At 69.3% G+C, this 26,706-nt stretch carries 23 protein-coding genes; 13 read left to right on the top strand and 10 right to left on the bottom strand.

Translation table 11 applies throughout. From position 1 onward, the window contains the following. Positions 1–75: 75 nt before the first annotated feature. Positions 76–540, bottom strand: coding sequence for a DUF4395 domain-containing protein (locus QZ647_RS04390; RefSeq protein ID WP_291271001.1), 465 nt, complete (start codon positions 538–540; stop codon positions 76–78). Between the two features lie 20 nt (positions 541–560). Beyond that, on the bottom strand, positions 561–1,529 hold the full coding sequence (gene cysK / locus QZ647_RS04385) for a cysteine synthase A (protein ID WP_291271000.1): 969 nt from the start codon (positions 1,527–1,529) through the stop codon (positions 561–563). 110 nt (positions 1,530–1,639) lie between these two features. On the opposite strand from cysK, the gene QZ647_RS04380 reads away from it, so the two are divergent. Beyond that, positions 1,640–2,068, top strand: coding sequence for an Rrf2 family transcriptional regulator (locus QZ647_RS04380; RefSeq protein ID WP_286353566.1), 429 nt, complete (start codon positions 1,640–1,642; stop codon positions 2,066–2,068). 34 nt (positions 2,069–2,102) lie between these two features. Here QZ647_RS04380 and QZ647_RS04375 read toward each other — a convergent pair whose 3' ends face one another. Together QZ647_RS04375 and QZ647_RS04370 are read right to left on the bottom strand one after the other, a co-directional pair. Then, positions 2,103–3,326, bottom strand: coding sequence for an ABC transporter permease (locus tag QZ647_RS04375; protein WP_291270999.1), 1,224 nt, complete (start codon positions 3,324–3,326; stop codon positions 2,103–2,105). A gap of 94 nt (positions 3,327–3,420) precedes the next feature. Further along, positions 3,421–6,537 (bottom strand): C45 family autoproteolytic acyltransferase/hydolase, encoded by a 3,117-nt coding sequence (locus QZ647_RS04370; RefSeq protein WP_291270998.1) that lies wholly within the window; start codon positions 6,535–6,537, stop codon positions 3,421–3,423. 86 nt (positions 6,538–6,623) lie between these two features. On the opposite strand from QZ647_RS04370, the gene QZ647_RS04365 reads away from it, so the two are divergent. Continuing rightward, positions 6,624–7,493: an RluA family pseudouridine synthase gene (locus QZ647_RS04365; protein WP_291270997.1), complete on the top strand. Its 870-nt coding sequence runs from the start codon at positions 6,624–6,626 to the stop codon at positions 7,491–7,493. Continuing rightward, positions 7,490–8,437: a diacylglycerol kinase family protein gene (locus QZ647_RS04360; RefSeq protein WP_291270996.1), complete on the top strand. Its 948-nt coding sequence runs from the start codon at positions 7,490–7,492 to the stop codon at positions 8,435–8,437. The genes QZ647_RS04365 and QZ647_RS04360 overlap by 4 nt, the downstream gene beginning before the upstream one ends. A 98-nt stretch (positions 8,438–8,535) precedes the next feature. On the opposite strand, the gene QZ647_RS04355 is transcribed toward QZ647_RS04360, so the two are convergent. Beyond that, on the bottom strand, positions 8,536–9,291 hold the full coding sequence (locus QZ647_RS04355; RefSeq protein ID WP_291270995.1) for a hypothetical protein: 756 nt from the start codon (positions 9,289–9,291) through the stop codon (positions 8,536–8,538). 220 nt (positions 9,292–9,511) lie between these two features. Here QZ647_RS04355 and murC point away from each other — a divergent pair, with 220 nt between their 5' ends. Genes murC through QZ647_RS04340 form a run of 3 tightly spaced genes read left to right on the top strand, consistent with a single transcriptional unit; the run spans position 9,512 to position 14,113 of the window. After that, positions 9,512–10,879, top strand: a complete 1,368-nt coding sequence (murC, locus tag QZ647_RS04350) for a UDP-N-acetylmuramate--L-alanine ligase (protein WP_291270994.1) — start codon at positions 9,512–9,514, stop codon at positions 10,877–10,879. Between the two features lie 20 nt (positions 10,880–10,899). Then, complete coding sequence (locus QZ647_RS04345) at positions 10,900–13,506, top strand: M14 family zinc carboxypeptidase (RefSeq protein ID WP_291270993.1); 2,607 nt, start codon at positions 10,900–10,902, stop codon at positions 13,504–13,506. A 22-nt stretch (positions 13,507–13,528) separates the two neighbouring features. Beyond that, positions 13,529–14,113 (top strand): UbiX family flavin prenyltransferase, encoded by a 585-nt coding sequence (locus QZ647_RS04340; RefSeq protein ID WP_291270992.1) that lies wholly within the window; start codon positions 13,529–13,531, stop codon positions 14,111–14,113. Between the two features lie 4 nt (positions 14,114–14,117). On the opposite strand, the gene QZ647_RS04335 is transcribed toward QZ647_RS04340, so the two are convergent. From QZ647_RS04335 to QZ647_RS04325, 3 genes are read right to left on the bottom strand one after another with little or no spacing between them, the layout of a single operon-like run. Further along, positions 14,118–15,047, bottom strand: a complete 930-nt coding sequence (locus QZ647_RS04335) for a permease-like cell division protein FtsX (protein WP_291270991.1) — start codon at positions 15,045–15,047, stop codon at positions 14,118–14,120. Next, complete coding sequence (locus QZ647_RS04330) at positions 15,044–16,126, bottom strand: hypothetical protein (protein WP_291270990.1); 1,083 nt, start codon at positions 16,124–16,126, stop codon at positions 15,044–15,046. Before QZ647_RS04330 ends, QZ647_RS04335 begins: the two co-directional genes overlap by 4 nt. Positions 16,127–16,136: 10 nt before the next feature. Further along, positions 16,137–17,216, bottom strand: coding sequence for a DUF4388 domain-containing protein (locus QZ647_RS04325; RefSeq protein WP_291270989.1), 1,080 nt, complete (start codon positions 17,214–17,216; stop codon positions 16,137–16,139). Between the two features lie 104 nt (positions 17,217–17,320). On the opposite strand from QZ647_RS04325, the gene ribB reads away from it, so the two are divergent. From ribB to trxA, 3 genes are read left to right on the top strand one after another with little or no spacing between them, the layout of a single operon-like run. Then, a complete protein-coding gene (gene ribB / locus QZ647_RS04320; RefSeq protein ID WP_291270988.1) occupies positions 17,321–18,454 on the top strand; it encodes a 3,4-dihydroxy-2-butanone-4-phosphate synthase in 1,134 nt (377 codons plus the stop codon). Beyond that, positions 18,451–18,945 (top strand): cyclic nucleotide-binding domain-containing protein, encoded by a 495-nt coding sequence (locus QZ647_RS04315; protein ID WP_291270987.1) that lies wholly within the window; start codon positions 18,451–18,453, stop codon positions 18,943–18,945. The genes ribB and QZ647_RS04315 overlap by 4 nt, the downstream gene beginning before the upstream one ends. Positions 18,946–18,964: 19 nt before the next feature. Beyond that, entirely contained in the window at positions 18,965–19,285 is a 321-nt protein-coding gene (gene trxA, locus QZ647_RS04310; RefSeq protein ID WP_286353580.1) for a thioredoxin, read from the top strand. Between the two features lie 54 nt (positions 19,286–19,339). Here trxA and QZ647_RS04305 read toward each other — a convergent pair whose 3' ends face one another. Both QZ647_RS04305 and QZ647_RS04300 read right to left on the bottom strand, forming a co-directional pair. Further along, positions 19,340–20,251, bottom strand: a complete 912-nt coding sequence (locus QZ647_RS04305) for a response regulator (protein ID WP_291270986.1) — start codon at positions 20,249–20,251, stop codon at positions 19,340–19,342. A gap of 22 nt (positions 20,252–20,273) precedes the next feature. After that, complete coding sequence (locus QZ647_RS04300; RefSeq protein WP_291270985.1) at positions 20,274–21,557, bottom strand: glycosyltransferase N-terminal domain-containing protein; 1,284 nt, start codon at positions 21,555–21,557, stop codon at positions 20,274–20,276. A gap of 45 nt (positions 21,558–21,602) precedes the next feature. Between QZ647_RS04300 and QZ647_RS04295 the strand changes: the two genes are divergently transcribed. The 4 genes from QZ647_RS04295 to lepB all read left to right on the top strand — a co-directional run bounded on the left by QZ647_RS04295 (position 21,603) and on the right by lepB (position 26,704). Beyond that, positions 21,603–22,613: a CobW family GTP-binding protein gene (locus QZ647_RS04295; protein WP_291270984.1), complete on the top strand. Its 1,011-nt coding sequence runs from the start codon at positions 21,603–21,605 to the stop codon at positions 22,611–22,613. Between the two features lie 87 nt (positions 22,614–22,700). After that, positions 22,701–25,202, top strand: coding sequence for a Tex family protein (locus tag QZ647_RS04290; protein WP_291270983.1), 2,502 nt, complete (start codon positions 22,701–22,703; stop codon positions 25,200–25,202). Continuing rightward, positions 25,202–25,804: a hypothetical protein gene (locus QZ647_RS04285; RefSeq protein WP_291270982.1), complete on the top strand. Its 603-nt coding sequence runs from the start codon at positions 25,202–25,204 to the stop codon at positions 25,802–25,804. Before QZ647_RS04290 ends, QZ647_RS04285 begins: the two co-directional genes overlap by 1 nt. Positions 25,805–25,825: 21 nt before the next feature. Next, positions 25,826–26,704: a signal peptidase I gene (lepB, locus tag QZ647_RS04280; RefSeq protein WP_291270981.1), complete on the top strand. Its 879-nt coding sequence runs from the start codon at positions 25,826–25,828 to the stop codon at positions 26,702–26,704. Positions 26,705–26,706 lie beyond the last annotated feature (2 nt).

Here is a 26,706-nt window from a genome sequence, read left to right as displayed (position 1 = left end):
TCCTCCAGGATAGGCGCGGGGGATCCGCCTCCTTCAGACGGCCGATTCATCGAGGCGGCATTGTGGCTTGCGGACTCAGGCGCCCCCGCTCTCGTGGCGCCAAGGGAGCCAGGGATGGATCTGGCAGGCCAGGCAGACGCCGAGGAACGCCTCGAGAGCCGCGCAGAGGCCGAGTATGGCCGCCAGGGCATGACCCAGGGACCGCAGTCCCACCAGCCAAGCCAACCCGGTTCCCAGCGAAAACAGAAAGCCCAGAGCCGCCGCGAAGCGCTTGGGACCGGCGTTGATCATCCGCGCGGGGAGATGCGCCCGCCGGCGGAGGAATCCCGCCAGGCGCGCCACGGGGCTCCAGGCGAAACGCCCCGTGGCGCGGAGCGCGAAATCCACCGCCAGGGCCAGGATCATCCAGACCCAGCTGCCCGCGGCCGCCAGGGCCAAGAGGCCCAGCGACAGGCCTGCGGCGATCCGGCCCGCCGTTTCATCCCCAAGATCCGGGACGATGGGGCAGCTCGGCCCGGGCCGGGTCGCCGCTGAAGGCACGCGCCCATCCGACCTCATGCCTAGAGCGCGGGGCCGTCGATCTCGGCGAACAGGGGGTGCGTCAGGTAGCGCTCGCCGGTGTCGCAGAGCACGGCCACCACGGTCTTGCCCTCGCCCAGTTCCTTCGCCACTTCCAGGGCCGCGAAGACGATGGCGCCGGTGCTGATGCCCGTGAGCAGGCCCTCTTCCCGGGCCAGTCGGCGGGCGGTGGCGATGGCGTCGTCGTAGCCCACGGGACGGATGCGCTGGAAGGCCTGGCGGTTCAGGATGCCCGGCACGAAGTTCGGCCCCAGGCCCTGGAGCTTGTGCGGGCCCGCCTTGCCCGTGCTCAGCAGCGGCGAGGTCTCCGGCTCCACCGCCACCACCAGGGTGCCCGGCTTCCTCTCAGCGAGCACCTCGCCCACGCCGGTCACGGTGCCGCCCGTGCCCACGCCGGCCACGAAGGCATCCAGCTCCGGCACCTGCTCCAGGATCTCCAGGGCCGTGGTCCGCCGGTGGACCGCCGGGTTGGCAGGGTTCTCGAACTGGCGCACGAGGAAGTAGGAGGGATCTCCATCCGCCAGCTCCTGGGCCTTGTCCACGGCGGCCTTCATGCCGCCGGAGCCCGGCGTCAGCACCAGCTCGGCCCCGTAGGCCTTCAGCAGGGCCCGGCGCTCCTGCGTCATGGTGTCGGGCATCACCAGCGTGATCTTGTAGCCCTTGGCCGCAGCCACGAACGCCAGGCCGATGCCCGTGTTGCCGCTGGTGGCCTCCAGGAGGGCCATGCCGGGCTTCAGCGCGCCGCGGGCCTCTGCATCCTGGATCATGCTCAAGGCGATGCGATCCTTCACACTGCCGCCGGGATTGGCGCTCTCGAGCTTCACATAGACCTTGGCCGAGCCCTTCGGCACGAGGCGGTTCAGGCGGACGACGGGCGTGTAGCCCACCAGATCGTAGGCATGTTCGACGCGGTTGGGGCGGTCGGTGGGGCGATCGGTGGCGCGGCTCATGGTTCCCTCCAGGGTTCGGGCGGGGCCCGGACTCTGGAGTATGGGAATGGAAAAGAAATTGTCAAGTTTGTTAATTATTTTAGTTGTATATTAAGACCTGGAGGATGGCGATGAAGGGTTCGGCCAAAGGGCGCTACGGGCTGCTGTTCATGGTGGATCTGGCGCTGCAGGCCGGACGGGGACCGGCGCTGGTGGCGGCCATCGCCGAGCGCCAGGCCCTGCCCCCCAAGTTCCTCCGGGTGCTCCTGGGCAACCTCAAAGCCGCAGGACTCGTGAAGGTCCAGCGGGGCCCCAGCGGGGGCTGCGAGTTGGCGCGTCACCCCAGCCACATCACGGCCCTCGAGGTCCTGGAGGCCCTGGAAGGACGCTGGACCGCCGCCAGCCTGCCCACCGATGCCACCCCTGGGGCCCGGGCCGTCCGCGAGCTCTGGACGCGCAGCACGGAGGCCGCCCGCGCCGTCCTGCGCGCCACCACCCTCGCCGACCTGGCCGCCCGGCAGCAGGCTCTGGAAGTGGACAGCCACGGCTACTCGATCTGAAGACCCCGAGCTGTGAACGGGAACATCAGGATCCCTACTCGTACCGGAGCGCGTCGATCACATCCAGCCGCGCCGCCTTGAGCGCGGGCAGGAATCCCGCCACCACCCCGACCATCCCGCTGAAGAAAAGGCCCAGCATCACAGCCCAGGGCTCGGCCACGGCCGGAAGCTGGAAGCGCTGCAGGGCGGTGATGGCCACCAGGCCGATAGCGACTCCGGCGATGCCGCCCATGAGAGACAGGGCGACCGCCTCCGTGAGGAATTGCCAGAGGACCTGGTGTTGAGTGGCCCCGACCGCCCGGCGCATGCCGATTTCCCGGGTGCGCTCCGTGACGCTCACCAGCATGATGTTGGCGATCCCGATTCCGCCGACCACCAGGGAGATGCTGGCGGCCACCGCCAGGAGCGCCGTCAGGAGGCTGGCCTGCTGGTTCTGCATCTGCACGATGTCGTCCTGCTTCCGGATCTGGAAGGGGTTCACATCCTTGGGCGGGACTTTCAGGTGCTGCCGGAGGAGGGCGGTGATCTCCGCTTCGGCGAGTTCAGCCTCCCCTTCGTGGGCGCTGACCATGATGCGCTGGATGGTCGTCCGGCCCATGACCATTCGCATGACCGTGGTGTAGGGGCTCACGATCAGGTCGTCCTGGTCTCCCCACATGCCTGCCCCCTTCTTTTCGAGGACGCCGATGACCTGGAATGGGAGGTGGTTCACCCGGATGATCTGCCCCAGGGGTTCCTCGCCAAGCGCGAACAGGTTGTCTTTCACGGTCTGGCCGATCACGCAGACCTTGGCCATCCCCCTCACCTCGGGCTCGGTGAAGAAGCGCCCGGCCTGGAGCGCCCAGCCCCGGATCTCCAGGAATTCCGTCCCCGTGCCCTGGAGCTGCGTCAGGTAGTTGGTGTTCTGGAAGACGACCGGCCGCGTGGTCTGCACCTGGGGCGTGGCCGCATGCACCGTGGAGAGGGCCAGTTCCTGCTGGATGAGCTCCGCGTCATCCGGCCGCAGGATCTCCGCCGAGCCCATGGCTTGCGGCCCATGGTGCGTGTGGGTCCCCGGAGCCCCCGGAAAGATCGTGAGCATGTTGGAGCCCATGTTCCGGATGATCGCGAGGGAGGCGCGCTTGGAGCCCTCACCGATGCCGATCATGGCGATGACCGCCCCCACGCCCACGATGATGCCGAGCATCGTCAGCAGAGCCCGGATCTTGTTCCGCAGGATGGCGTGGACGGCGATCTTGAGCAGCTCCATGGATCCCATGGGCCCTCCGGGAAGGTTCACTTCCTGGAAGTGTACGCCCAGGGGAAACCCACGGGGCCGCCAGGAGCCGCCGCGGGCTTTCCTCTGTGGACCTTCAGGGCTGGAAAGAGATCGCCGTCCCCTCCGCCGCAGCGTGCCCCTTGGCCTGCGCCTCGCCGCCCCGGTAGACCGCCCAGCCCGGCAGGCTGCGGGGAATGGCCTTGGTCATGGCCCACTGCTGGACGCGGCTGTTGGCAAGGATGAACACCATCATGCGCTTCGGGTTCCAGGGGTTGGGGAAGGCGGCGAAGAGACCGTCGTCGGGCCGTCCGTAGGTGCGGCCCTGCCACTTGAACCAGCCGGCCCCGGCCTCGAAGGGCAGCTTGCCCGCGGCCTGGAGGCGGGCCGTGAGCCCGTTGTCGGCGGGACCTCCGAAGATGATCAAGTCGCTGGCGGCCAGATCGGATTCGCCGGTCTCCGCGTCGGCCTGGGTGGGCAGCAGCACCTCGGTCATGTTGTCGGCCAGGGCATCCCGGTAGGTCAAGGCGAGGGTGCGCTGGGCCTCCACCTCTCGGCCGGTCCCGTAGACCAGGCGCGTGGCGCTCCAGTCGTCCAGCACATTGCCCGGCACCCAGAAGTTGGCGCGGGCCAGGGGGATGTCGTTCCCCGCATTGAAGACCAGCCGCGTGGGCCTGGCCTCGCTGTGGAAGGTGAAGCTGGCCTTGCCGGCCTTGCCTTCGACGCGCTCCAATCGCGAGCCCTTCTCCGTCTCCAGGCTCACGAAAGCCACGAAGGGATAGGCAGAGCCCGTCTGCTCGAGATCCACCTTCACTTCGTAGGCTTCGCCGGCCTTTTCGACCCGGGCCTGGACCTTGGGGGCCGGCAGGTCGGCGCGCTCGAGCCAGGGGCTCAGGATCGGCGCCACATTCTTTCCGGCGGCCTCAGAGAGCGCCTTCAGGAGGTCCGCGGTGCGGGCGGACTTCCCGTTGAAGCGGGTGTGGACCGCCTGCATGGCCTTGGCGAAGGTGGCGTTGCCCAGGTGCAGCCGCAGCTGGTGCAGGGCGAACACGCCGCGGATGCGGGGGATCTGGTAGGCCCCGTAACGGTCGTAGTCCGTGGTGGTGGCCAGGGGCGCCTTGGCGCCCTCCTTGGCCTGCAGCCAGAGGTGGCGGGTGTTCAGATCCGCCAGGGCGGCGCCCTGGGTCTCGAAGGCCTTGGCCGGCGCGGCGGGAAGGTTCTTCATCTGCTGCCAGTAGGCCGCCGAGGCACTGATGAACCAGTTCTCCGCATCCGAGGCCGGCTTGACCGTTCCGGTCCAGAGTCCCTTCGCGTCGAAGCTGAATGCCTCCTTCACGCCACCGACTTCCGGCACGGGCGCAGCCTTCACCGCCTTTTCCGGGTTCCAGGCCGCCCGGGCGGCCTGGAGCTTCGCGGTCACCCAGATGGGGCTGAACGCCGTGTACCCATGGGTCAGGTGGGGCGTGGCGCCCGGCAGGTCGGCGATCCAGCGCCCGCCCACGAGCTTCTCGCGCTGGGTGGTCTTGCCCTGGTGGGCGATGAAGACGAGTTTCTCGGCCATCTCGGCGGTGGTGAGCTTGGCGTCGCAGGCGTGGGGGCGGTTGATGGGGCTGGTGGCCATGACGCGCGTGGCGATGTCGATGTCGAAGCCGGTGCGGCCGTAGGTCTTGAAGACTTCCTGGAAGGCGATGTCGCGGTTCCAGGTGTTGAAGGCCAGGTCCGCCGGGGCGTTCTCGGGGTTCGCGCCGTACTCGCTGCGAACCTCCAGATCGCGGTTGTTGTTGTTGGCCCAGATGAAGTCCCGGTGGTTGCCCGGGGTGTCCGCCGCCTTGCCCTTCGTGCCCGTGCGCCACATCCTGGTCTTTTCGGTGCCCAGCAGGAAGCAGGCACCCTCGTCGGTCTTGGCGTCGGCCATGGTCCAGTCGTTGGTGTAGAGGCCGTTGTTCTGCTTGAAGAGGATGGCCGCGGCCTCGTCGATGCTGGAGGCGTACTGGGCCGCCTTGCGGATGCGGTTGCTCTGCGGTGTCCCATCCGGGTTGAAGGGCGTCTGCCCCACCGTGGTCTCACCCATCACCAGGCCCGTGGCGTTGAGGTACCAGTCGGTGCCGCTGTGGATGCCACCCGCGAAGGTCTGCATCACCATGCGGTGGCCCTTCTCGGGCACCACATCCAGCATCACATTCCACTCGGTGCCCGTGTAACCGTTCCACATGAACATCTGCGTGAAGAGGAAGCGGCCGCTCTTGGTGGCGCCCTTGGTGGCCACGAAGGAGGAGCAGTGGTCGCCCTTCCCGCCCTTGTCCACTTCGTCGTCGCCGGTCATGAAGGTGCGGCCCGTGAGGGGGTTCGGGGCGTGGGTGAGGCCGTCCTGCAGCGAGCTCATGTCCACGGCGCTGTTGAGCGTCACGATGTCGAGCAGGTCGAGGTCCCGGCCCCTGAACTTTGCCCCGGCCTTCACGGCGCCGTCGGCGATGCCCTTCATCTCCTCCAGGAATTCCACATCGTATTTGCGGAAGAAGAGGGCGTCCGCCGTCTGGCGCTGGTCGGCCCAGCCGCGCACGGGATCCGCCGCGTTCTTCAGCACACCGAGCTTGGTCATGTAGCGCACGATCTCGTCGGCCATGAGCTCACCGTGCTGGCGGCCCCGGGCATAGGGCGCCCCTTCGATGTGCAGGAAGGTCCAGCCGCCCATCTCGTAGCGGAAGCCCTTGCCCGCCCAGCGAACGGTCTGCAGGGGGATGAAGGCGGTGATGTCCTCCACCTTTTCGAGCTTGATGCCGCTGAAGGCCGCAGCGCCCGTGGCCTTGCCGTTGCGGCCCAGGTGCAGCTGCACGCGGTCGGTGGAGCTGGTGGCCAGGAACAGCAGTGAGACCTTCCGCTCCGAGCTGCCGGCCACGCTCTGTGAGGCGTTGGTGAAGGGGAAGCTCTCCATGGAGAGACAGGCGCCCAGGGCGGTGGGATAGCGCGCCAGGGCATCCGCCTTCACGCCCTCGGTGCGGATGGTGGCGCTCAGGCGGTACAGCTCGCCGACCTTCAGTGCCACGGGGGCCGAGGCCAGCGTGGCCTCCGATCCCGCCGCGGCCGCCACGAGGCGCAGGTCCGCCACCGTCGCCGTGGTGCCCGGCTTCAGCGTCCAGCCCGACACGGGCAGATCGGATGCGGCGGCCTGGACCGCCACGGCCATCACCAGCCCAACACAAAGCCTTCGGATCATGGGAGCCTCCGCCCCCAGCATGCCAAACCCATCGCCAAATTGCCTCGCTTTTTGAGGCAATTTGGCGCACCAGTTAGTCTGGAACCATGACGCTGCGCAAATGGACCTTCACCGCCGACCCCGAAGACGCCGAACTGCGCCTGGATCAGCTCATCGCGAAGCGCACGGAGCTGTCCCGGCGGGCGGCGCGGGAGGCCCTGAAGCTGGGCGGAGTGCAGGTGGACCGCAAGCGTGTGAAAGTGGCGGGCAAGCTCATCAAGCCCGGAACGGAAGTCCGCGTGGCCTTCGATCCCGACCTGCCCCCGGTCCCCACCACCGCCATCCCCGTGGTGTTCGAGGACGCCTGGATCCTGGCCGTGGACAAGCCCGCGGGCATCGCCACCCAGGGCACCTGGGCCACGGACCGCCACGACCTGCTGGCCCTGCTGAAGACCCAGCGGCCGGACCTGAACCTGTTCCTGCACCACCGCCTCGACCAGGGCACCTCGGGCCTGCTGGTGCTTGCCAAGGATCCGAAGGCCAACAAGGGTCTGGCCGCCGCCTTCGCGGGCCGGGACCTGGAAAAGCTCTACCTCGCCCGGATCTCCGCACCCCTGGAGGCCTGCACCGTGGAGGCCCCCATCGGTCGCCTGCGGGGGGCCGACCCCGGCCGCTTCGGCTGCGAAGGCGACCTCATCGACCCCAAATCCGCCCGCACGGATTTCCGCCCCGCCACCTCGGAGGAAACCGCCGGGCTCCTGCCCGGGCACTGGATCGTGGCGCGCATCCACACGGGCCGCACCCATCAGATCCGCGTCCACCTCGCGCACCTGGGCCGCCCCATCCTCGGTGACAGCCTCTACGGAGGTGGGGCCTCGGATCGCCTCTGGCTTCATGCCTGGCGGCTGGGGCTGCAGCATCCCGTCACCGGAGCGGACCTCCGCCTGGAGGCGCCGCCGACGCGGTTCCAGGCATGAAACTCCCCCTCCTGTTCAACCCCGCCTCTGGTGCCGCACCCAAGGATCCGGACGCGCTGCTGCGTCCCCTGCCGAAGGATCTTCGGGATCGGGTGGAACCCCTCTCGTTCGGTCCGCCCTGGGACTTCGGGCCAGCCATCGATCAGGCCCTGCACGCGGATGGCCCCCTGCTGGTGTGGGGCGGAGACGGCACGATTCACCACGCCGCGAAGGCCCTGGTGCAACGGGGCTGCCCGGTCCCCCTGGGCGCCCTCCCCGGCGGCAGCGGCAACGGCCTGGTGCGGGGGCTCCGCACCCCCCTGGAGCCCGCGGGCGCCCTGCGCCGCCTGCTGGAGGGCCGGGAACTACGGCTGGACCTGCCGCGCCTGGATGGCGAGCCCTTCCTGAATGTCTGCGGCACCGGCTTCGAGGCCGCCGTGGCCCATCGCTTCGACGCCCTGCCCGACCGGGGCTTCGGCACCTATGCCAAGGCCTGCTGGCAACTGTGGCGCACCTGGCAGGCCGGGGCCTTGAGCTGGGAGGCCGAACTGGCCCCGGATCCCCGCCCCGCCAATCGGCGGGAAAAGCTGCGGGCGGCGTTCCGCGCCCCGCAGTCCGGCCTGCCGGAGGCCGCCTGGAGCCTCTGCTTCGCCAACCTCCCCACCTACGGCAGCGGCCTCTGGATCGCACCCGGGGCCGATCCCACCGACGGCGCCCTGCAGTGGGCGACCCTGGCGCGCCCCTCCTGGTTCGACCTCATGGCGGAGGTGCCCGTGCTGTTCCGCGAGGGTGGACATACGCCCCTCCGGCACGAGGGGCGGCTGCGTCGCGCCAAGCTCTGCCTGGATCGCCCCCTGCCCTGGCACCTCGACGGTGAGCCCGCCCCCGAGCGCGACCGCGCCGAGCTCACCGTGGAGCCCCGGGCCTTCCGCATGCAGGTGACGGGGGCCTGTCCTTGGGCTTGAGCCTCCAGGGGAGATAGGAACAAGCCAAGGCCCGGCTCAGCCGGGCCTTGGTGCGGGGGTCCCGGGGGTACGCGCGCAGCGCGGACCCCCGGAGAACATCAGCGGGGGTAGACCGCCGGTCCGGTCAGGCTGGGCCCGCGGAACTCGGCGCTGACGCTGGGGCTGGCACCCCAGAGGCCGGCCACGATCTTCACCTTGCTCAGGTCCGTCTTGGCGGGATCCCAATCCCGACGGACGGCCAGGGTGTAGGGGTTCTTCGCATCGGACCACCAGGCGGGATCGTCCACGATCACATAGACGGCCGTCGCGACCTTGTTCGGGTTCTTGTAGGTCACAAGGACCGGCTGGTGCGCGATGGCGGCCTGCAGCATGCCAGGGCCAGGGGTCCCGGCGCTGTTCACGAGCATGAGCCGGAACCAGGCCAGGCTGGGATGTTTGACTTCGACCTGGATGGTGCCGCCCACCGGCACGGAAATGCCGTAGGCCCGCCACCCGGCCGGCAGCTGGACATAGTCGGTCAGGGCGTCCACGCCGTCCCCCAGCGGAGTCACCGGGATGAACCCCTTCCGGGAGAGCCACTTGATCTCAGCCATGAGGTCCCGTGTGCGCCAGTAGCTCATGTCGGGCAACGAGGTGCAGCGGTTCCAGGCGGGAGGCACCACCACCTGGGTGCCGGGGTAGACATCCACGCGGGCCACCCGGGGGGCGGGACCCGGGCGGGGCTCCATCTCGACCATGCGGGGGCCCGGGTGGCGACGGGCGCCGGCATCCCCGGTGGCCACGGGTGCCGGATTCGACTGGCGGGGGCCTTCGGAGACCACGCGCCCCCCCACGGGGCCCTGAGGATGTGGCATTACACGACGGTCCTGCTCCCCCTGTGGCGAAGCACCACACAGGGTTGCGGCCAGGGCCAAACCCGCTATCACGGCACCGGCGCGGAACTGCGAACCAGGACGCCTCATCGCGCACCTCCTTTGGGATGGATGGAACCTTCATCATGCCAGAGCCATGCCACCACCCTGCGTCAGGTCGCCTTGGCGGTATCCTGACGGTTTCAAACATGGGAGTCCTCTGGTGTTCGGCAAGATCCAGCACATCCATTTCGTGGGCATCGGCGGCATCGGCATGTCGGGCATCGCCGAGGTGCTCGCCAACCTGGGCTATCAGGTCTCGGGCTCCGACCTGAAGGAAAGCGCCGTCACCCAGCGCCTGAGGGGGCTGGGCATCACGGTCCACCTGGGCCACCACGGGCAGGCCATCGAGGGCGCCCAGGTGGTGGTGATCTCGTCGGCCGTGAAGGGCGACAACCCCGAAGTCGTGGCCGCCCACGCCGCCAAGGTGCCCGTCATTCCCCGCGGCGAGATGCTGGCGGAGCTGATGCGCATGAAATACGGCATCGCCGTCGCGGGCTCCCACGGCAAGACCACCACCACCAGCATGGTGGCCCAGGTGCTCAGCCAGGGCGGCATCGACCCCACCATCGTCATCGGCGGCAAGCTCGGCACCATCGGCAGCAACGCCAAGCTGGGCAAAGGGCCCTTCCTGGTGGCGGAAGCCGATGAGAGCGACGGCAGCTTCCTCATGCTGAACCCCACCCTGGCGGCCATCACCAACATCGACCGCGAACACCTCGACCACTACAAAGACCTGGAGGAGATCCAGGACGCCTTCGTGACCTTCGCCAACAAGGTTCCCTTCTACGGATCCGTGTTCCTCTGCATGGATGATCCGAACGCCGCCGCCGTCCGTCCGCGCCTGAAGAAGCAGGTGCATACCTACGGCACCCACCCGCAGGTGGACATCCGCGCCCGGGAGATCCGTCAGGACGGCTTCCGCACCCACTTCCGGGTGAGCGCCTACGGCCAGGACCTCGGCGCCTTCAGCATGGGCGTTCCCGGCCACCACATGGTGCTGAACGCCCTGGCGGCCATCGGCATCGCCCTGGAACTGAATGTCGAGCACGAGGTGATCCGCGCCAGCCTGGCCAGCTTCACCGGCGCGGACCGACGCTTTCACCTCAAGGGCGAGAAGGGCGGCGTGCTGGTGGTGGACGACTACGGCCACCACCCCACCGAGATCGCCGCCACCCTGGCCGCGGCCCGCGCGGGATTCCCCGACCGCCGCATCGTCGCGGCCTTCCAGCCCCACCGGTACAGCCGCACCAAGGCCCTGCTCGAGGAATTCGGCACGGCCTTCTTCGAGGCCGACTCCGTCGTGATCACCGACATCTACGCCGCGGGCGAGCAGCCCATCCAGGGCGTGGATGGCGCCGCCGTGGCTGCGGCCCTGCGGTCCCACGGTCAGAAGGAAGTCCACCTGGTGGGCCGCGTGGAGGAACTGCCCGCGGCCCTCAAACAGCTGACCCGCGACGGGGATCTGCTCATCACCTTTGGCGCAGGCTCCATCACCCATGCCGGACCGGCCTTCCTGGAACTCGATTGAGCGCGGGCCCGGGGCATCCGATGCGGAGAATCCTCCCCGCCCTCCTCTGCGCTGCGCCCCTCGTGGCGGGCCTGCCGCCGGGCCTGCTGCCGGCGGCGGACCACCGGCCCGAAGTGCCCCAGCCCGACCTTGGCGCCCGCTACACGCCCCAGCCCGCGCTGCTGGCCTATGTCCGCGCGCTGGCCGCCGCCGCTCCGGATCGCGTGCGGCTCACGACTTTGAACCTTACGGAGGAAGGCCACGAGCAGCCCTTCCTCGTCATCACCTCGCCCGGAAACCTGAAGCGCCTGGACGAGCTGCAGGCCCTCAACGCGAAGCTCGCCGATCCGAGATCCTGTGGGGAGGATGAGGCCCGGCGCATCACGGAGACCAACCCCGCCTTCGTCTGGCTGGGCTACTCCGTCCACGGATCCGAAGTCTCCGGCTCCGAGGCGGCCCTGGCTGTGGCCTACCACTTCGCCGCGGCGCGCGATCCGGAAGTGCTGAAGCAGCTCGATCGCGTGGTGATCCTCATGGATCTCACGCAGAACCCCGATGGACGGGTTCGGCACCTCCAGGCCGTGGCCGAGGCCACCACCCCCTTCAACGCCAACGATCCGCAGGACGCGCAGAATGCCGCCCGTTGGCCCAGCGGGCGCTTCAACCATCGGCTCTTCGACCTGAACCGCGACTGGGTCTGGCAGACCCAGGGCGAGACCCGCGCCAAGACCGCCGCCTTCCTGCGCTGGAATCCGCAGGTGCTGGCGGATCACCACGAGATGTGGCCCGAGGCCTCGTACTACTTCCCTCCCACCATGCAGCCCATCCATCAGGAACTGCCGGAACCCTTCGCGGGCCACTGGCAGGGCGCCTTCGGCCAGGCCCTGGCGCGGGTGTTCGATGCCCACGGCTGGGCCTACTTCAGCCGCGATGTGTTCGACCTGTTCTACCCGGGCTATGGCGACACCTGGCCCACCTTCCAGGGCGCCGTGGGTATGACCTTCGAGGTGGCGGGCCAGGGCGGCCCCGCCTACAAGCGTCAGGACGGCGACATCCTCACCCTCGACGGCCGTCTCCGGCGCCACACGGCCGCCAGCCTCGCCACGGTGGCCACGGCCGCAGCCGGACGGCAGGCCCTGCTCTGGGACTTCCAGCGGACACGGCGCGAACGCGCCGCCCTGGGCGACCGCGCGGGGGCCTTCCTGCTGGCAGAGGGCGACGACCCCGGCCGGGCCAGGGCCCTGGCGGACCTGCTGGCCCGCAACGGCATCGAGGTTCTGCGGACCCGGGCGGATCTGCCCATCTCCGGACTGGAGGCCGTTGGCCTGATCAGGGCCACCGCCCTGCCCGCCGGCAGCTACCTGGTACCGCTGGACCAGCCCCGGGGCGCCCTTGCCCAGGCTCTGCTCGAAGGTGAGGCCCACATGGGGCCGAAGCCCACCTACGACATCACCGCCTGGAGCCTCCCCCTGGCCTTCCATGTGCCCGCCTGGCGTGCGAAGACGCGGCCGAGGGTGGCGACCTCCCCCCTGACCGCCGATGTCGAGAGCCCGCTTCCCGAAGCGGCCTGGGGCTACTTGATCCCTGCGGGCCACGAGGGCGCCGAACGCACCCTGGCCGCCCTGCTTCAGGAGGGCTTCAAGGCCACGGCCCTGGCCGAGCCCGCCACCCTCAAAGAGCGCCGGTTCGGCGCGGGGACGGTGGTGCTGCCCAACCGCACCAACCCGCCCGCTCTCAGGGCTCGCCTCCAAGCCCTGTCGGTCGCCAACCACCACCCTGTCGCCGGCGTAGACTCAGCCCAGATGACCACGGGGCCGGATCTGGGCTCCAACCGCAGCCTGATCCTGCGCGCCCCGCGCATCGCCGTGCTCATGGACCGGCCGGCCAATCCCATGGCCTTCGGCGCCGTGGCCCACACGCTGATCGAATCCGGACTTCCCTTCGTGCAGCTGCGCACCGACCGCCTCGGCGCCACCTCCCTCGCGCGGTTCACCCACCTGGTGGTGGTGGACGATGGCGCCCAGGGCAAGGCCTGGCAGCAACTGCTTGGCGAAGGCGGAACGGCCAAGCTGAAGGCCTGGGTCCAGGAGGGCGGCAGCCTGCTGGCCTTCCAGGGCGGGGCCGTGTACGCCTCGCGCGCGGGCCTGGCCCAGACCGGCTTCCACTTCCTGGCCAAGGCCGCGGAGGAAGCCCGGCTGAAGGAGAAGGATCCCAAGCGCGAAGCCCCCAAGGCCGATCCGGCGGAGCTGGTACGGCCCTGGGACAAGCGCGAGGAGCGCGCCCTGGAGGAGAGCATCCCCGGGGCCTTCCTCAAGGTGCAGGTGGACGGCAGCCACCCCCTGGCCTGGGGCCTCCATGCGGAAACCGGCGGGGCGGTGCTGGACACCAGCGATCCCATTCTGGAGCTGAGCCCCGGCGGCGAAAATCCAATCCACTATGCCAAGGAGGGCCTGAAGGTGTCTGGTCTGGTGCCCCAGGCCCTGGAGGCGAAGCTCCAGCAGACGGCCTACGCCCTGCGGGAGCGCCTGGGCCAGGGCGCCGTGATCCTGATGGCGGGCGATCCCGTGTTCCGCGGCCAGACGCCCTTCACCCGCCGCCTGCTGCACAACGCCATCTTCTTCGGGGCCTACCGGCCTGCGCCAGAATGAGATCCAGAATGAGGGGCGCCCCATGACCAATCCCAGCGGCCTCCGGTTCACCCTCGCCATCACGGGGGCCTCCGGTTCCGCGTTCGGCGCCGCCGTCCTGCGGCGGATGTCCGCGAACCCGGCCGTGGCGCACATCGCGCTGCTGTTCTCGCCCACCGGGAAACGCTGCCTGCTGGACGAGACCGGCCTTACCCCGAAGGACCTGGCCGCGCTGCCCAAGGTGGGTCTGCGGGATGAGCGGGATCTGGGCGCCGACATCTCCTCGGGCTCGTACCGCCACGACGGCATGGCGATCGTGCCCTGCAGTGCCGGGGCCCTGGGCCGCATCGCCTCGGGCGTGAGCGAATCCCTGGTGAGCCGCGCGGCGGATGTGTGCCTGAAGGAACGCCGGCCCCTCGTGCTCTGCCTGCGGGAGACCCCCCTGAACCGGGTGCATCTGGAGAATATGCTCCGCGTCCACGATGCGGGCGCCGTGGTCATGCCCATCATGCCTGGCTTCTACAGCGGCCCGAAGACGCTGGACGACCTGTTCGACACCTTCGCCACCCGCGTGCTGGATCAACTGGGCCTGCGCGAGGACGATCCGCGGCGGTGGCGGGAGCCCTGAGGCCTCAGCCCGAGCCTTCCATCAACGCCGCCTCTTCACGCTGGGCGCGGCGCGTGGTCCAGAAGGCCCACAGGGCGCCCAAGGCGCCGGTACCCGCGCCGAGCAGGGCCAGGGCCAGCACGCTCCAGGGCGAGAAGAAGCCCAGCCGCGCCAATTCCACCAGCAGGGGAGACAGGTTGCCGAAGCCCCGGGAGACGGGCAGCCACAGACCGAAGAGGCCCGCCAGGGCCAGCAGGCTGCCGCCCAGGCCCAGCAGCGCACCCTCCAGCACCAGCGGCGTGCGGATGTAGCCCTCGGAGGCTCCCACCAGGCGCATGATCGTGATCTCTTCCTCGCGGGCCAGGATGCTCATGCGGATGACATTGCCCGTGGCGAATCCCGCGGCCACCAGCAGCACCACGCCCAGGCTCGCCAGGGCGGAGCGCAGCATGCGGGCCATGCGTTGCAGCTGCTCCAGCCGCTCCTGATCCGCCAGCACATCCCCGATGCCCGGCAGACTCCGCAGGCTCTCGCCCACTTCCACGGATTTGCCCCCCGCGGCCAGATCCTGGCGAAGGCTCAGCTCCAGGCTTTCGGGCAGCGCGTCCTGGCCGGCGCTTTCCAGCAGGAGCCCCGCCTCGCGGGTGGCGGACTGGAACCGCTTGCGATTCTCCTCGGCCGAAACCCGGCGCACCTCGCGGAAGCGGGGATCTCGGCGCAGGCGGGCCTCTGCTTCGTCGAGGGATTTCCCCTCCGCGGCGTAGGCCACCACCTTGGCCATGCCCTCGAGCTGCCCCACGAAGCGGTCGAGGCTTTCCACCAGCAGCAATCCACCGCCGGCCAGCAGGAGGCCGGAGGCCAGGGTCAGCACGGCCAGGAGATACTGGCCGCGATGGCGGAAGAGGTCCCGGGCCACATCCTGCAGCAGCAGGCCCAGCAACCTCAAGGTCGTCATGAGGCGTTCCCGTCGATGGCCGCGCCCTTCAGGACCGATCCGGAGGGGGTCACCGTGACGACTTTCGCCGCCGTGCCGCCCAGGGGCGCCTTCCAGAGGTAGATCGTGCCATAGCCCACGGTGCCCTGGCCCGGCAGGCCCACCAGCCAGTCCTTGGTGCCGGGATGGGAGAGCACCCGGAGATTCGGCTGGTCCGTGGCGCTTCCCAGCGTGGTGGCCGGCGCCTGGTTGTACGACAGGCCGAACTGCCCGACGCGGAAGGCCTGGATCGGCGCGGCGGTGCTGCCCGCATCCGTGTTGTGGCGGCCCACGAAGAGGTAGCCGTTGGCCGTGTCCAAGGCCACGACGCCGTAGATGCCGAGCCCCGTCGAGCTGCCGAGGATGACCTGGGCCGGATCGAACCCCGCCGCGGTCCCCTTGCGGAGGCGAGGACCCGTCAGGGCATCCATACCCACCGGATTGCCGTCCTTCAGGAAGGCGTAGACGACGCCAGAGGCCGCGGCCACGCCGGTGCCCCCGGCATCCCCGCTCACCTGGATCGCCTGGAGGGCGACCGAGGCGTCCTGGAACTGGCCGCTGGCGCCGGGAACGGCCCAGATGCGCGTGCCGTTGTCTCCGGATTCGGTGATGTAGAGGCTATCGTTCTGGGTGTCGAGGCTGCTCTGACCGAACTTCCCGTTGGTGAGGCGGTCGCTGCTGGACAGGCGGAAGGAGACCACATCGATGCTGGACACGGAGCCCGTCTGCGAGCGGATGCGGCTCAACCGGACGATGTCGCCGGTGTCCGACACCAGGTAGAGCAGGCCGCGCTGGCTGTCGAAGCACACTCCGCCCCAGGCCAGGTTGGTGACCTTGCTGAACAGGTTGGAAGTGATCTGATAGGTAGGCGCGAGCGCCGTGGTGCTGCTGTACAGGGCGTTCAGGTCCGTCCAGACGAACACCTTGCTGGTGGTGGTGTCGAAGGCATAGAGGGCCACGCCCCCGGTGCCCCCGGAGGAGCCGCCGGCATCGGTCTCCTTGCAGGCCAGGGAGAGCAGCAGGACTGAGGCCAGAAGGCCCTGGAAGAGACGATTCATCATGGTCGGCCGCCTACTTGGACGCGAAGAGCGCCTTCAGGTGCGTGTTCAGGGTACGCACCATGTCAGCATCACAGCCCGCATCCACGGCGCCCCGGCTGATGGCCAGGGCCAATCCCTTCACCGCTTCGGGGCCATCGCCGGAAATGATCTGCTGGGTGGCCTTGGCCTGGAGCCGGTTGACCATCTCGTGCTGGACCTCGGGCAGGACCGTCTTCGCGGCCTGGGCGATGCGCTGGGTGAAATTCATGAGCTTGACCATGCGCTGGGGGTCGTCCACGGGCGCGGGCTTGGGGGCCAGGGGCGGGGCACCGCCGGCGACGCCACCGCCCACCGTCACGGGGATGGCCTCGTCCCCGTCGGGAAAGCCCTGGGCCTGGGGGGGAGGCGCGTGGCGCTGGAGCGGCACAATGGCCGTGTCCTCCTCGCGGGAGTTGGAAATCACGGGGGGCGGCGCACCCCCGAGCAGCGCGGAGACCGGCACCAGATCCTGGCCCGGCTCCTTGGCCGGGGCCGCGGGCGCATCGACTTTGGGGGGCTTGCCGCTGCGGAGGCCCTTCAGCACCACATGACCCGCCATCACCAGGCCGTAGAGATCCTTGGCGATGGTCAGCACCGGCTTCTGCATCACCTCGGCCACTTCCGCCACGCTGAAGTAGCCCGTGGCGAGCGCCAGGACCCGGGCCTCGCGGGGATTGACGCCGTGCGGCGTCTCGCCGGGAAGCAGCGTGGAGGCCGGATAGAGGTCCACGGACGGGACCTTCTGGCTGATGACGCGCCATTCGTCCATGCGGCGGCCCAGCTCCATCAAGATGGAGGCATTGGGTTTGTTGATGGTGGCCGGCACCTCCGGCGTCACCTCCTCGAACCGGTAGCTGCCTTCGAGCCACAAGGCCACTTCCATGAGGGCCTCGAAGCCCTCCCCCGAGTGGGTGACCGCGTGGATGATGCGGCCGTCCTTAAGATAGATGCGGGCCTTGGAGGCTTCCTGCTGCACATGGAAGCACCCCGATTTCCCGCCCTGGCTTACGAGCTGGATGATGTCGGGCAGCGGCGCCTCGCGCATGGAGCCTTGGATCACACCCTGGGACATGGGTTGTTCCTCTCGGGGAAACTGAAAGCCTATAAGAAGATGCTCAACCTTACCACGGAGTGCGCCCTTCCCCCCCGGCTCCTCCTGCGCGATGCTGGGGTTCCATGAGCGACCGCCCCGACTCCCCCTTCGCCCCCATCGAGCAGGCCATCGAGGCCATCCGGCAAGGCCGCATGATCGTGGTCGTGGACGACGAGGACCGGGAGAACGAGGGGGACCTCACCCTGGCCGCCGAACATGTCTCGCCGGAAGCCATCGCCTTCATGGCCACCTACGGGCGCGGGCTCATCTGCGCCGCCCTGGAGGGCCCGGTCCTGGACCGCCTGCAGATCCCGCTCATGGTCCGGGACAACACCAGCCCCTTCGAGACGGCCTTCTGCGTGTCCGTGGAGGCCCGGGAAGGCACCACCACCGGGATCAGCGCCCAGGACCGCTCGCGCACCATCCAGGCCCTCATCGCCCCGGACGCCAAGCCCCAGCACTTCGTGAAGCCCGGCCATGTCTTCCCCCTGCGGGCCCGCCCGGGCGGCGTCCTCACCCGCACGGGCCAGACCGAGGCCAGCGTGGACCTGGCCCGGCTCGCGGGCCTGCATCCCAGCGGCGTGATCTGCGAAATCATGAAGGACGATGGGACCATGGCCCGGGTGCCGGACCTGATCCCCTTCTGCCGCCAGCACGGCCTGCTCCTCGTGACCGTGGCCGATCTCGTGGCCTACCGGCTCCGCCAGGAGCCCCTCGTCGCCCACCTCGAAACCCGTACCATGCCCAGCCAGTGGGGCGACCTCAAGGTCCACCGCTTCCGCAGCCTGCTGGATGGCGGCAGCCACCTGGCCTTCGTGCTGGGCGACCTGGGCGCCGGGGCCCCGCCCCTGGTCCGCGTCCATGTGGAGACCCTGCCGGACGACCTGCACGGCTTCCAGACCGGCCTCTTCCAGAAGGCCATGGCCGCCCTGGCGAAGGAGGGTCGCGGCGCCCTCGTGTACCTCCGCCGCCATGCCCATACCCCGGGCGTCGCCGAGGAAGGGCAGGCCCAGCCCCAGGCCATGAGCGACCGCGATTTCGGCGTGGGCGCCCAGATCCTCCAGCAGCTCGGGATTGGAAAAATGCGCCTCCTCAGCAGGCACGAAACCAAGTACATTGGGCTTCGCGGCTTCGGCCTCGACATCTGCGCGCATGTGCCCCTGGAACCCTCCACGGACCAGCCTCTCCCGGAACATCCCTCCACGGAACCGCGTTGATCGACACCCGCTTCCTGACCCAGTCACCCCTGTTCAGGAATCTGGACGAGGCTGAGCGTGCCCAGATCCTGATGATCGGCCGGGTCCGCCCGGTCCACACCGGCGAGGTGATCTTCAAGGAAGGCGATGCCGGAGACGGCCTCTTCATCGTGCTCAAGGGATCGATCCGCATCTCCAAGCGCAGCGCCACCGGCGAGGAGGCCCTGGCCGTGCTGGAGCCACCCGCCTACTTCGGCGAGATGGCCCTCATCGACCTCGCATCCCGGGCCGCGGATGCCATCGCCAATGAGCCCTCCGAGCTCTTCTTCATCCCCCTGCAGGATCTCCAGGCCCTGATCGAATCCCAGCACAAGGTCGCCCTTAAAATCCTCTACGCCCTCTGTGAAGTGCTCGCCCAGCGTCTCCGCGAAACCAACGACCGCTACATGAGCATCTTCACCATCGCCCAGTGGGGCGGCGCCAATCCCGACGGCCCCTCCCCCCTACCCTAAGAACTTGAAAGGAGTTCCCATGTCCGACCTCGTAGCCCACATCACCGACGCCGACTTCCCCCAGGCCGTCGCGCAGGGCGTCACCCTCGTGGATTTCTGGGCCCCCTGGTGCGGCCCCTGCAAGATGATCGCCCCCGTCCTGGACGAACTGGCCGCCGAAATGAAGGGCCAGGCCAAGTTCGTGAAGATGAATGTGGACGAGAATCCCCAGGTCGCCGGCCAGTTCGGCATCATGAGCATCCCCACGCTCATCGTCTTCAAGGACGGCAAGCCCGTGAACAAGCTCATCGGCGGCCAGCCCAAACCCCAGCTCAAGGCCTTCGTCGAGAGCGCGTTCTAATCCCTGCTTCATCCCGACGGAAAACGCGGCCTTCGGGCCGCGTTTTCCGTGTGGCTATTTCCGCCGGAGCACCATCCGGATCTGATTCCCCTTCTCGTTGAAGTGGACTTCGTCCATGACGAGGAGGATGAGCGGCAGACCCCGGCCGCAGTGGGGGGCCATCTCGGAGTCCGGCGGCAGGGGCGAAACCAGGCTCGCGTCGAAGCCCCGGCCCTCGTCGCTGATCTCCAGTTCGAAGCGCTCCGTGTCCATGGCGAGGCGGACCTCGATCAGGCGGCCTGCATAGTGCGGATCCTCCATGCGCTTGGCGCGGAGGGCCGTGTAGGGATCCTCCACCGCGAAGAGGTCGCCTTTCAGCTTTGAATCCAGCTCAAAATTGCCATGCTCCAGGGCATTCACCAGGGCCTCGTGGAAGGCCATGGCGATGACATCGATGTTGCTGGCGGAGGCGAAGCCCATGGGCACCAGCCGGTCCGTGAGGTGGTGCATGAGGCTGGGGACATCCAGCTCATCCGAGCGGAAGAGGAAGTGCCGGCGCTCGTTCACGAGCCCCCGCAATCCGTTGTCCGCCAGGCGCAGCTCGCGGTGCAGGTCCACCAGGTGGAACACATTCTGCACCAGGTCGCGCAGGGCGATGGGCTTCATGAACAGGTTCGAGGCGCCCATGCGCATGGCCCGGATGGCGTATTCCACCGAGGCCTGGCCGGTCATCAGGACCACCGGCAGATGCGGTTGCGTCGCCTTCACCTTGTGGATGACATCGAAGCCGTCCAGCCCCTCCATGTTGATGTCGCTGATCACCAGGTCGAATTCCGGCACCCCGGGAGTCTGGAGGAAATCCACCGCCTGGGCCGCGTCGGGATAGGCGTGGACCTCCATGCCGTAGTGCGAGAGGGCCGCCTGCACCATCTCCAGCACCGCCGTGTCGTCATCGATCAGGAGGATGTGCGTCCCGTGGCGCGTCATGAAGACTCCGTGTCCCTGGATTCTAGGGCCCCACCCGGGCGATGGGAACGGGCTGACCACCGCCCAGCGCCGCAAGATGCGGCTCGAGCAAGGCCAGGGTGCGGTCGAGGGTGCCTCGCAGCCCCTCGGGCAGGGGGACCTTGCCCATGGGCCGAAGGGGCGCTGCGGCCAGGGCCTCCACCAGGGCGACCGCCAGATCCGGAGTCTCCACCACCTGGAGCAGCCCGGCCTCCCGCAGGGACGGAACGAGGTCCCCGAAGTTGGCGAAGCCCGGCCCCAGGAGCGTCGGAACCCCGGCCCGGATGGACTCCAGGGGATTGTGCCCGCCCGGCGCAGCCCAGCCTCCGGCCACCAGGGCCACGGTGCCCTCGGCATAGACCGCCGGCAGGTCGCCGAGCGTGTCCAACAGGAGCACCTCCGTCGAGGCCCAGGAGATGTCAGCAGGCCAGGCGGAGGCCCGCCGGAAGGGGGTTCCCCGGGCAGCCAGGATCGCGGCCGCGGCCTCGAAGCGGCGCGGCTGGCGGGGCGCCAGGATGAGTCGCAGCCCCGGGAACCGCCCGCGCGCCTGAGCCCAGGCTTCGAGAATCAATGTCTCCTCACCTTCCACCGTGTTCCCCGCCACCACCACGGGATGCTCGGTCCAGGCCTCCCGCAGGGCCGCCCACCCTTCATGCAGGGGCCGGGGGGGCGGAAGGTCCGCCTTGAGGTTGCCGCCGAGCGCCACGACCGGCGCCCCCAGGCGCCGGAAAGCCTCGGCGCTGGCCTCGTCCCGGGCCGCCACCAGACTGAGGCGCGAGGCCGCCCGGCGGAGCCAGGGACCGCCCCGCTCGAGGGATTTCTCCGTCAGGCGCCCATTCACGATCAGGCGCGGGATGCCGCGGGCCTCGAGCGCCGCCAGCAGCCCCGGCCAGAGCTCCGTCTCCAGGGCGAGAAAGGCCCCAGGCGCCCGGCGCAGGAAGGGCTCCAGGCCCGCGGGATCATCCAAAGGAAAGGCGCCGCCGCTCACGCGGCCAGTGTCCCCGTCCCAGGCTGGAAGCCGCTGGGCCAGCAGCGCCAGCCCGGCAGGGGTGCCGGTGCTGAGGTGCAGGGTGTGGCCCGTATCCCGCAGGCGCCGCACCAGCCCTTCGGCCAGAAGCAGCTCGCCCACGCTCACCGCATGCAGCCAGATCCAGCGGTTCGCCGGCAGGTCCGGCGCCTCCGCCTCCAGGCGCATCCGCCATCCAGCAGGCAGGCCCCGGGCACAGGCCCGCGCGGCGGCGCCCGCCAGAGAGACCGCCACCCGGTAGCTGAGGTCGAGGCTATCCACGCATCCACGCTCTCACATTTCGCATTCAAACGGCATCATGGAGGGATGACCGATCACGCCCCCCTGGAAGTCCTCATCGTCACCGGCCCCCTGGGTGCCGGGAAGACCACGGTCGTGAATCGCCTTCTGAAAGCCGAAGTGGCCGGAGGACGCCGGGTGGCGGTGCTCATCAACGAGTTCGGCGCCGTCAGCGTGGACGGCACCCTGGTGGATGCGGAGCGGCCCGAGCTGGCGGGCGTGGAGAACCTGGTGAACGGCTGCGTCTGCTGCAGCCTGCGGAACGATGTGGTGGCCACCCTCCAGGCCTGGTGCGACCAGCCCGAGGGCCAGCGCCCCGAGCGCGTGGTGCTGGAGACCACGGGCCTGGCCGATCCCACGGACCTCCTCGACCTGGAACAGGAGCCGGCCCTGGCGGGGCGCCTGCGTCTGGCGGGCCTGCTCACCGTCATCTCTTGCCTGGCTCCTGTCGATCACCTCAAGACCAGGCCCCTGCTCCACCGCCAGGCAGCCCTTGCCAGCCTCATCCACCTCAGCAAGGGCGATCTCGACCCTTCGGCGGCGGTGGCCTGGGAAGGCGAGCTGCGCACGGCCTTCCGGCAGATCCCGCTGGTGCCCACGCGCCACGGCGAGGCCCCCGAGGGCGGCCCCGATCCCTGGCGGGGCGATCTGCGTCCGCTCCCCGAAGGCTGGGAAGCCGCCGGTGACACCAGCTTCGCGGCGGCGCGCTCCTTCAGCCTGCACTGGGACCACCCGGTGGACCCCGCGGCCCTGGAAGCCCTGCTCTTGGCGCCCCCAGCTCAGGGCGAGCTCCTGCGCGCCAAGGGCGTCTGCGTCTTCGAGGGCTGGGCCGTCCGCAACGACGGCAGCGATCGCTGGGCCTTCCAGCTGGCGGATGGCCGCCTGGAAATTTCGCCCCTGCCGCTGCAGGGGGATGGCACGGCGGCGGCCTGCGTGGCCGTGGTGATCGGCACGGGCCTCGACGCCCTCCATTGGAAGAAAACCTTGCGTTCGCTGGAGCGCGCCCCCGCAGGCCAGCGGCGAAAAATCTCGCTCTGACGCCGATCTGGACCCCAGAGGAGGCCAGATCCGCGCCCCCTTGGTATCATCGCCTTTCCCCCGATTTCGGGAGCGCAAGGAGCAGGTGTGGATCAAGTGCTCGACCTCATGGCCAAGGAGTTGAAGCTCCCCCGCGCTGGCGTCGCCGCCATCGTGGCGCTGCTGGAGGAGGGCAACACGGTGCCCTTCATCGCCCGCTACCGGAAGGAGGCGACCGGCTCGCTCGACGAAGTGGCCATCCGCGCCGTCGAAGACCGCCATGCCTACTACAAGGACCTGCTGGACCGCCGGAAGACCGTGCTGAAGTCCATCGACGAGCAGGGCAAGCTCAGCCCCGAGCTGAAGGCCAAGATCGAGACCACCTGGGTAAAGGCGGAACTCGAGGATCTCTACCTGCCCTACAAGCCCAAGAAGCGCACCAAGGCCACGGTGGCCAGGGAGCGGGGCCTGGAGCCCCTGCTGGATTCCCTGCTGGCCGACGAGAGCGGGGCCGACCCCTTCGTCATCGCAGAACCCTTCATCAAAGACGAGGACGGCCTGCGGTCGCCCTCGGAGTGCATGGAGGGTGCGGGCCACATCCTGGCGGAGCGGTTGTCCGAGGATGCCGCCCTCCGCGCCTGGCTGCGCCTGGAGTTCCATGAGCAGGGCGTGTTGAAGTCCGAGGTCCGCGAGGAGCGCAAGGCGGACCAGGCCGCGCTGCGGTTCAAGCCCTACTTCGACTTCTCGGAGCCCATCCGCAAGATCCCCAGCCACCGCCTGCTGGCCCTGCGCCGCGGCGAGAAGGAGGAGATCCTCACCGTCAAGCTCCTGGTGGAACGCGAGAACCTGGTCTCCCAGCTGGTGTCCAAGGTGCCGGCGAACCCCGGCAGCGGCTACCGCCGTTTCCTCAACGAGGTGGCGGGCGACGCCTTCGACCGCCTGCTGGCCCCCACCATCGAGTCCGAAGTCCGCTACGAGGCCAAGAAGAAGGCCGATGCCGAGGCCATCAAGGTGTTCCAGACCAACCTCGACCACCTGCTGCTGGCGCCCCCCGCGGGCCAGCGCTGCACCCTGGGCGTGGACCCCGGCATCCGCACCGGCTGCAAGCTGGTGGTCATCAACCGCCTGGGCCAGCTCGTGCAGAACGAGGTGATCTATCCCCTGGAGCCCAAGCGCGATCTCGATGGCAGCCGCGCCATCCTCGAGAAGCTCTGCACCGGAAATCCCATCGAGGCCATCGCCATCGGCAACGGCACTGGCGGCCGCGAGGTGGAGGCCTTCATCCGCGAGTGGCTGAAGGAGACGAACCGCACGGGCCTCATCTGCGTGAGCGTGAGCGAGGCGGGCGCCTCGGTCTACTCCGCCAGCGACATCGCCCGGGAGGAGTTCCCCGAGCACGATGTCACCGTGCGCGGCGCCGTGAGCATTGCCCGCCGCTTCCAGGATCCCCTGGCCGAACTGGTGAAGGTCGATCCCAAGAGCATCGGCGTGGGCCAGTACCAGCACGATGTGAACCAGACCGCCCTCAAGAAGGGCCTGGACGATGTGGTGGAGAGCTGCGTGAACCGCGTGGGCGTGGATCTCAACAGCGCCTCGTACAAGCTGCTGGCCTATGTGGCAGGCATCGGCGAGGGCCTGGCGAAGAACATCGTGACCCACCGCTTCGAGCACGGCGCCTTCAAGCGCCGCGAACAGCTCCTGGAGATCAGCCGCTTCGGCGCCAAAGCCTTCCAGCAGGCCGCGGGTTTCCTCCGCATCCACGACGGCGAGGATCCCCTGGATGCCTCCGCCGTGCACCCCGAGAGCTACCCCGTGGTGCAGCGCATCTGCCAGCTGGCGGGCAAGACTGTGCCCGAGCTCATCGGCAACGACACCGTGCTGGATGCCCTGGATCCGAAGCTCCTCGTCGACGAGAAGTTCGGCGTGGAAACCGTGAAGGACATCCTGGCCGAACTGAAGAAGCCCGGCCGCGACCCCCGACACCAGTTCGAGATCGTCCAGTTCCGTGAGGGCGTGAACAAGCCCAGCGACCTGGAAGTCGGCATGGAGCTCCAGGGCATCGTCACGAATGTGACCGACTTCGGCGCCTTCGTGGATGTGGGCGTCCACCAGGACGGCCTGGTGCACCTCTCCGAAATCGCCCACCGCTATGTGAAGAACCCCGCGGATGCCCTCAGCGTGGGCCAGGCCGTGAAGGTGAAAGTGCTGGCGGTGGACCTGCAGGCCAAGCGCATCGCCCTGTCCATCAAGGCCCTGCTGGCGGCGCCCCAGGGCGCGGCCGCAGGCGCGTCGGGAGCTCCGCCCCAGCACCGCCGCCGGCCCAACCGGCCCGAGGGCAATCAGGCCCGGCCCCAGGCCGGCGCCCGCCCACCCAGAATCGACGGTCCCCGCCCCCCCCGGGCCGAGGGCGCCCGGCCACCTCGGCCCCAGGGGCCCCGTCCGCCCCGGCCCGAAGGGGCCAGCGCGCTCCGGCCTGAAGGGAACCGTCCCCCTCGCCCCGAGCGAGAGACCCGCCCTTCGCAGTCCCCGGCCAAACGCGAGCCCGTAGCCCCGGCCACCAACTCCTCGCTGTCCGATCTGATGGCCAAGTTCAACAAGGGGCCCCGCTAATGCACGCGGCCTGGAAGGTTCTGGTCCCCACGGCCCTGGTGTTCTCGCTGGCCTGCCAGCCCCGCGCGGCCGCCCCGGTGTACGCGCCCTGGGAGGAGGGCCTGACCCTCGCGTTCGAGGATCCGTCCCTGCCCCAGCCCCAGCGCTCCCAGGATCGTCTGCAGGTCCGGGTCGCCCGCTCCTCCGTGAGCCCCGGCGCGCCCCGCCTCGTCCAGCTCGACCTCACCAGCCTCCGGGGCCAGCTGAGCTTCGTGGCCCGGCACCAGGATGGGGGCATCACCCTGCTCGGAGAGGATGGCCGCGCGTTGGCCCAGACGCTGCCTCCGGGTTTCCCCCAGACCGCCGCCTGGGAGGACCGGGGCACGCAGTTCCGCGTCATCGGCCGGGCGGCCTGGGACGGCGCGGCGATCCTACCGGCCACCGCCGCCACCGTGGGCGTGTGGGTGGAGGCCCGGCCGCTCCAGGGACCTCGGCACCGCACCCTCTACCTGCCCAACCTGGGCGAGGTGGAATCCCAGGAGGAGCGCGCCGGCACCTGGGTGACCGTCAACCGGCTGGTGGCCCGGGGTTTCGTGGACCTGCCCGCCAGCCCGCGTCCCTGATCGACCCTTTCCGGAGCCTTCATGGCCGTTGACACCACCCCTGACCCGACCGCCGAGACCGAGATCGCCCTGCCGCCCGGCGCCGCCAAGGGGGCCGTGCGCGACAACCTGGAAGTGATCTGTTTCGCCATGGTGCTGATCCTGTTCTTCAAGGCCTTCGTGGGCCAGCAGTTCAAGATCCCTTCAGCCTCCATGCGCAACACGCTGATGATCGGCGACCACCTGCTGGCCAACAAGTTCATCTTCGCCCAGCCCCAGTGGGCCTGGGAGGAGGCCCTCTTCCCCATGCGCGGCGTGAAGCGCGGCGACATCATCGTGTTCCGCTACCCCATCGACCGCGACCAGGACTATGTGAAGCGCTGCGTGGCCCTGCCGGGAGACACCGTGGAGATGCGCAACAAGCGCCTCTTCGTGAACGGCAAGCAGGTCACCGGCCCCTTCGAACACCAGTTCGGCCGCAGCCCCGAAGGCCCCACGCCCGGCCCCTGGCCCCCCGAGCGCTACGCCGGCGAGGCCGAGCGGCCCGTGGGCCTCTGGCGCCACGCCGATGCCGAAGTGATGGCGCTCCACGCGCGGAACCAGATGCAGTCCATGAACAGCCTCATCCAGGAGGGGTTCAAGGACAACATGGGCCCCGTCACCGTGCCGCCCGGCCACCTCTTCGCCATGGGCGACAACCGGGACAACAGCATGGACAGCCGCTACTGGGGCTTCCTGCCTGTCGACCACCTGCGGGGCCGTCCCTTCATCGTGTGGTGGAGCTTCCGCGAGGGCGATACGGACAACGACAACGGCCGGGTGCCTGAAGGCCCCGCGGATGTGGCCACCGACTTCATCGATGCGGCCCGCCACTTCTTCACCCGCACCCGCTGGGAGCGGACCGGCACCATCCCGGAATAGGC

This window comes from Geothrix sp. (genome assembly GCF_020622065.1).
Taxonomy (GTDB): Bacteria; Acidobacteriota; Holophagae; order Holophagales; family Holophagaceae; genus Geothrix.
The sequence above is the reverse complement of the archived record's forward strand: the minus strand, read 5'-3'. Positions and strand labels throughout refer to the sequence as shown.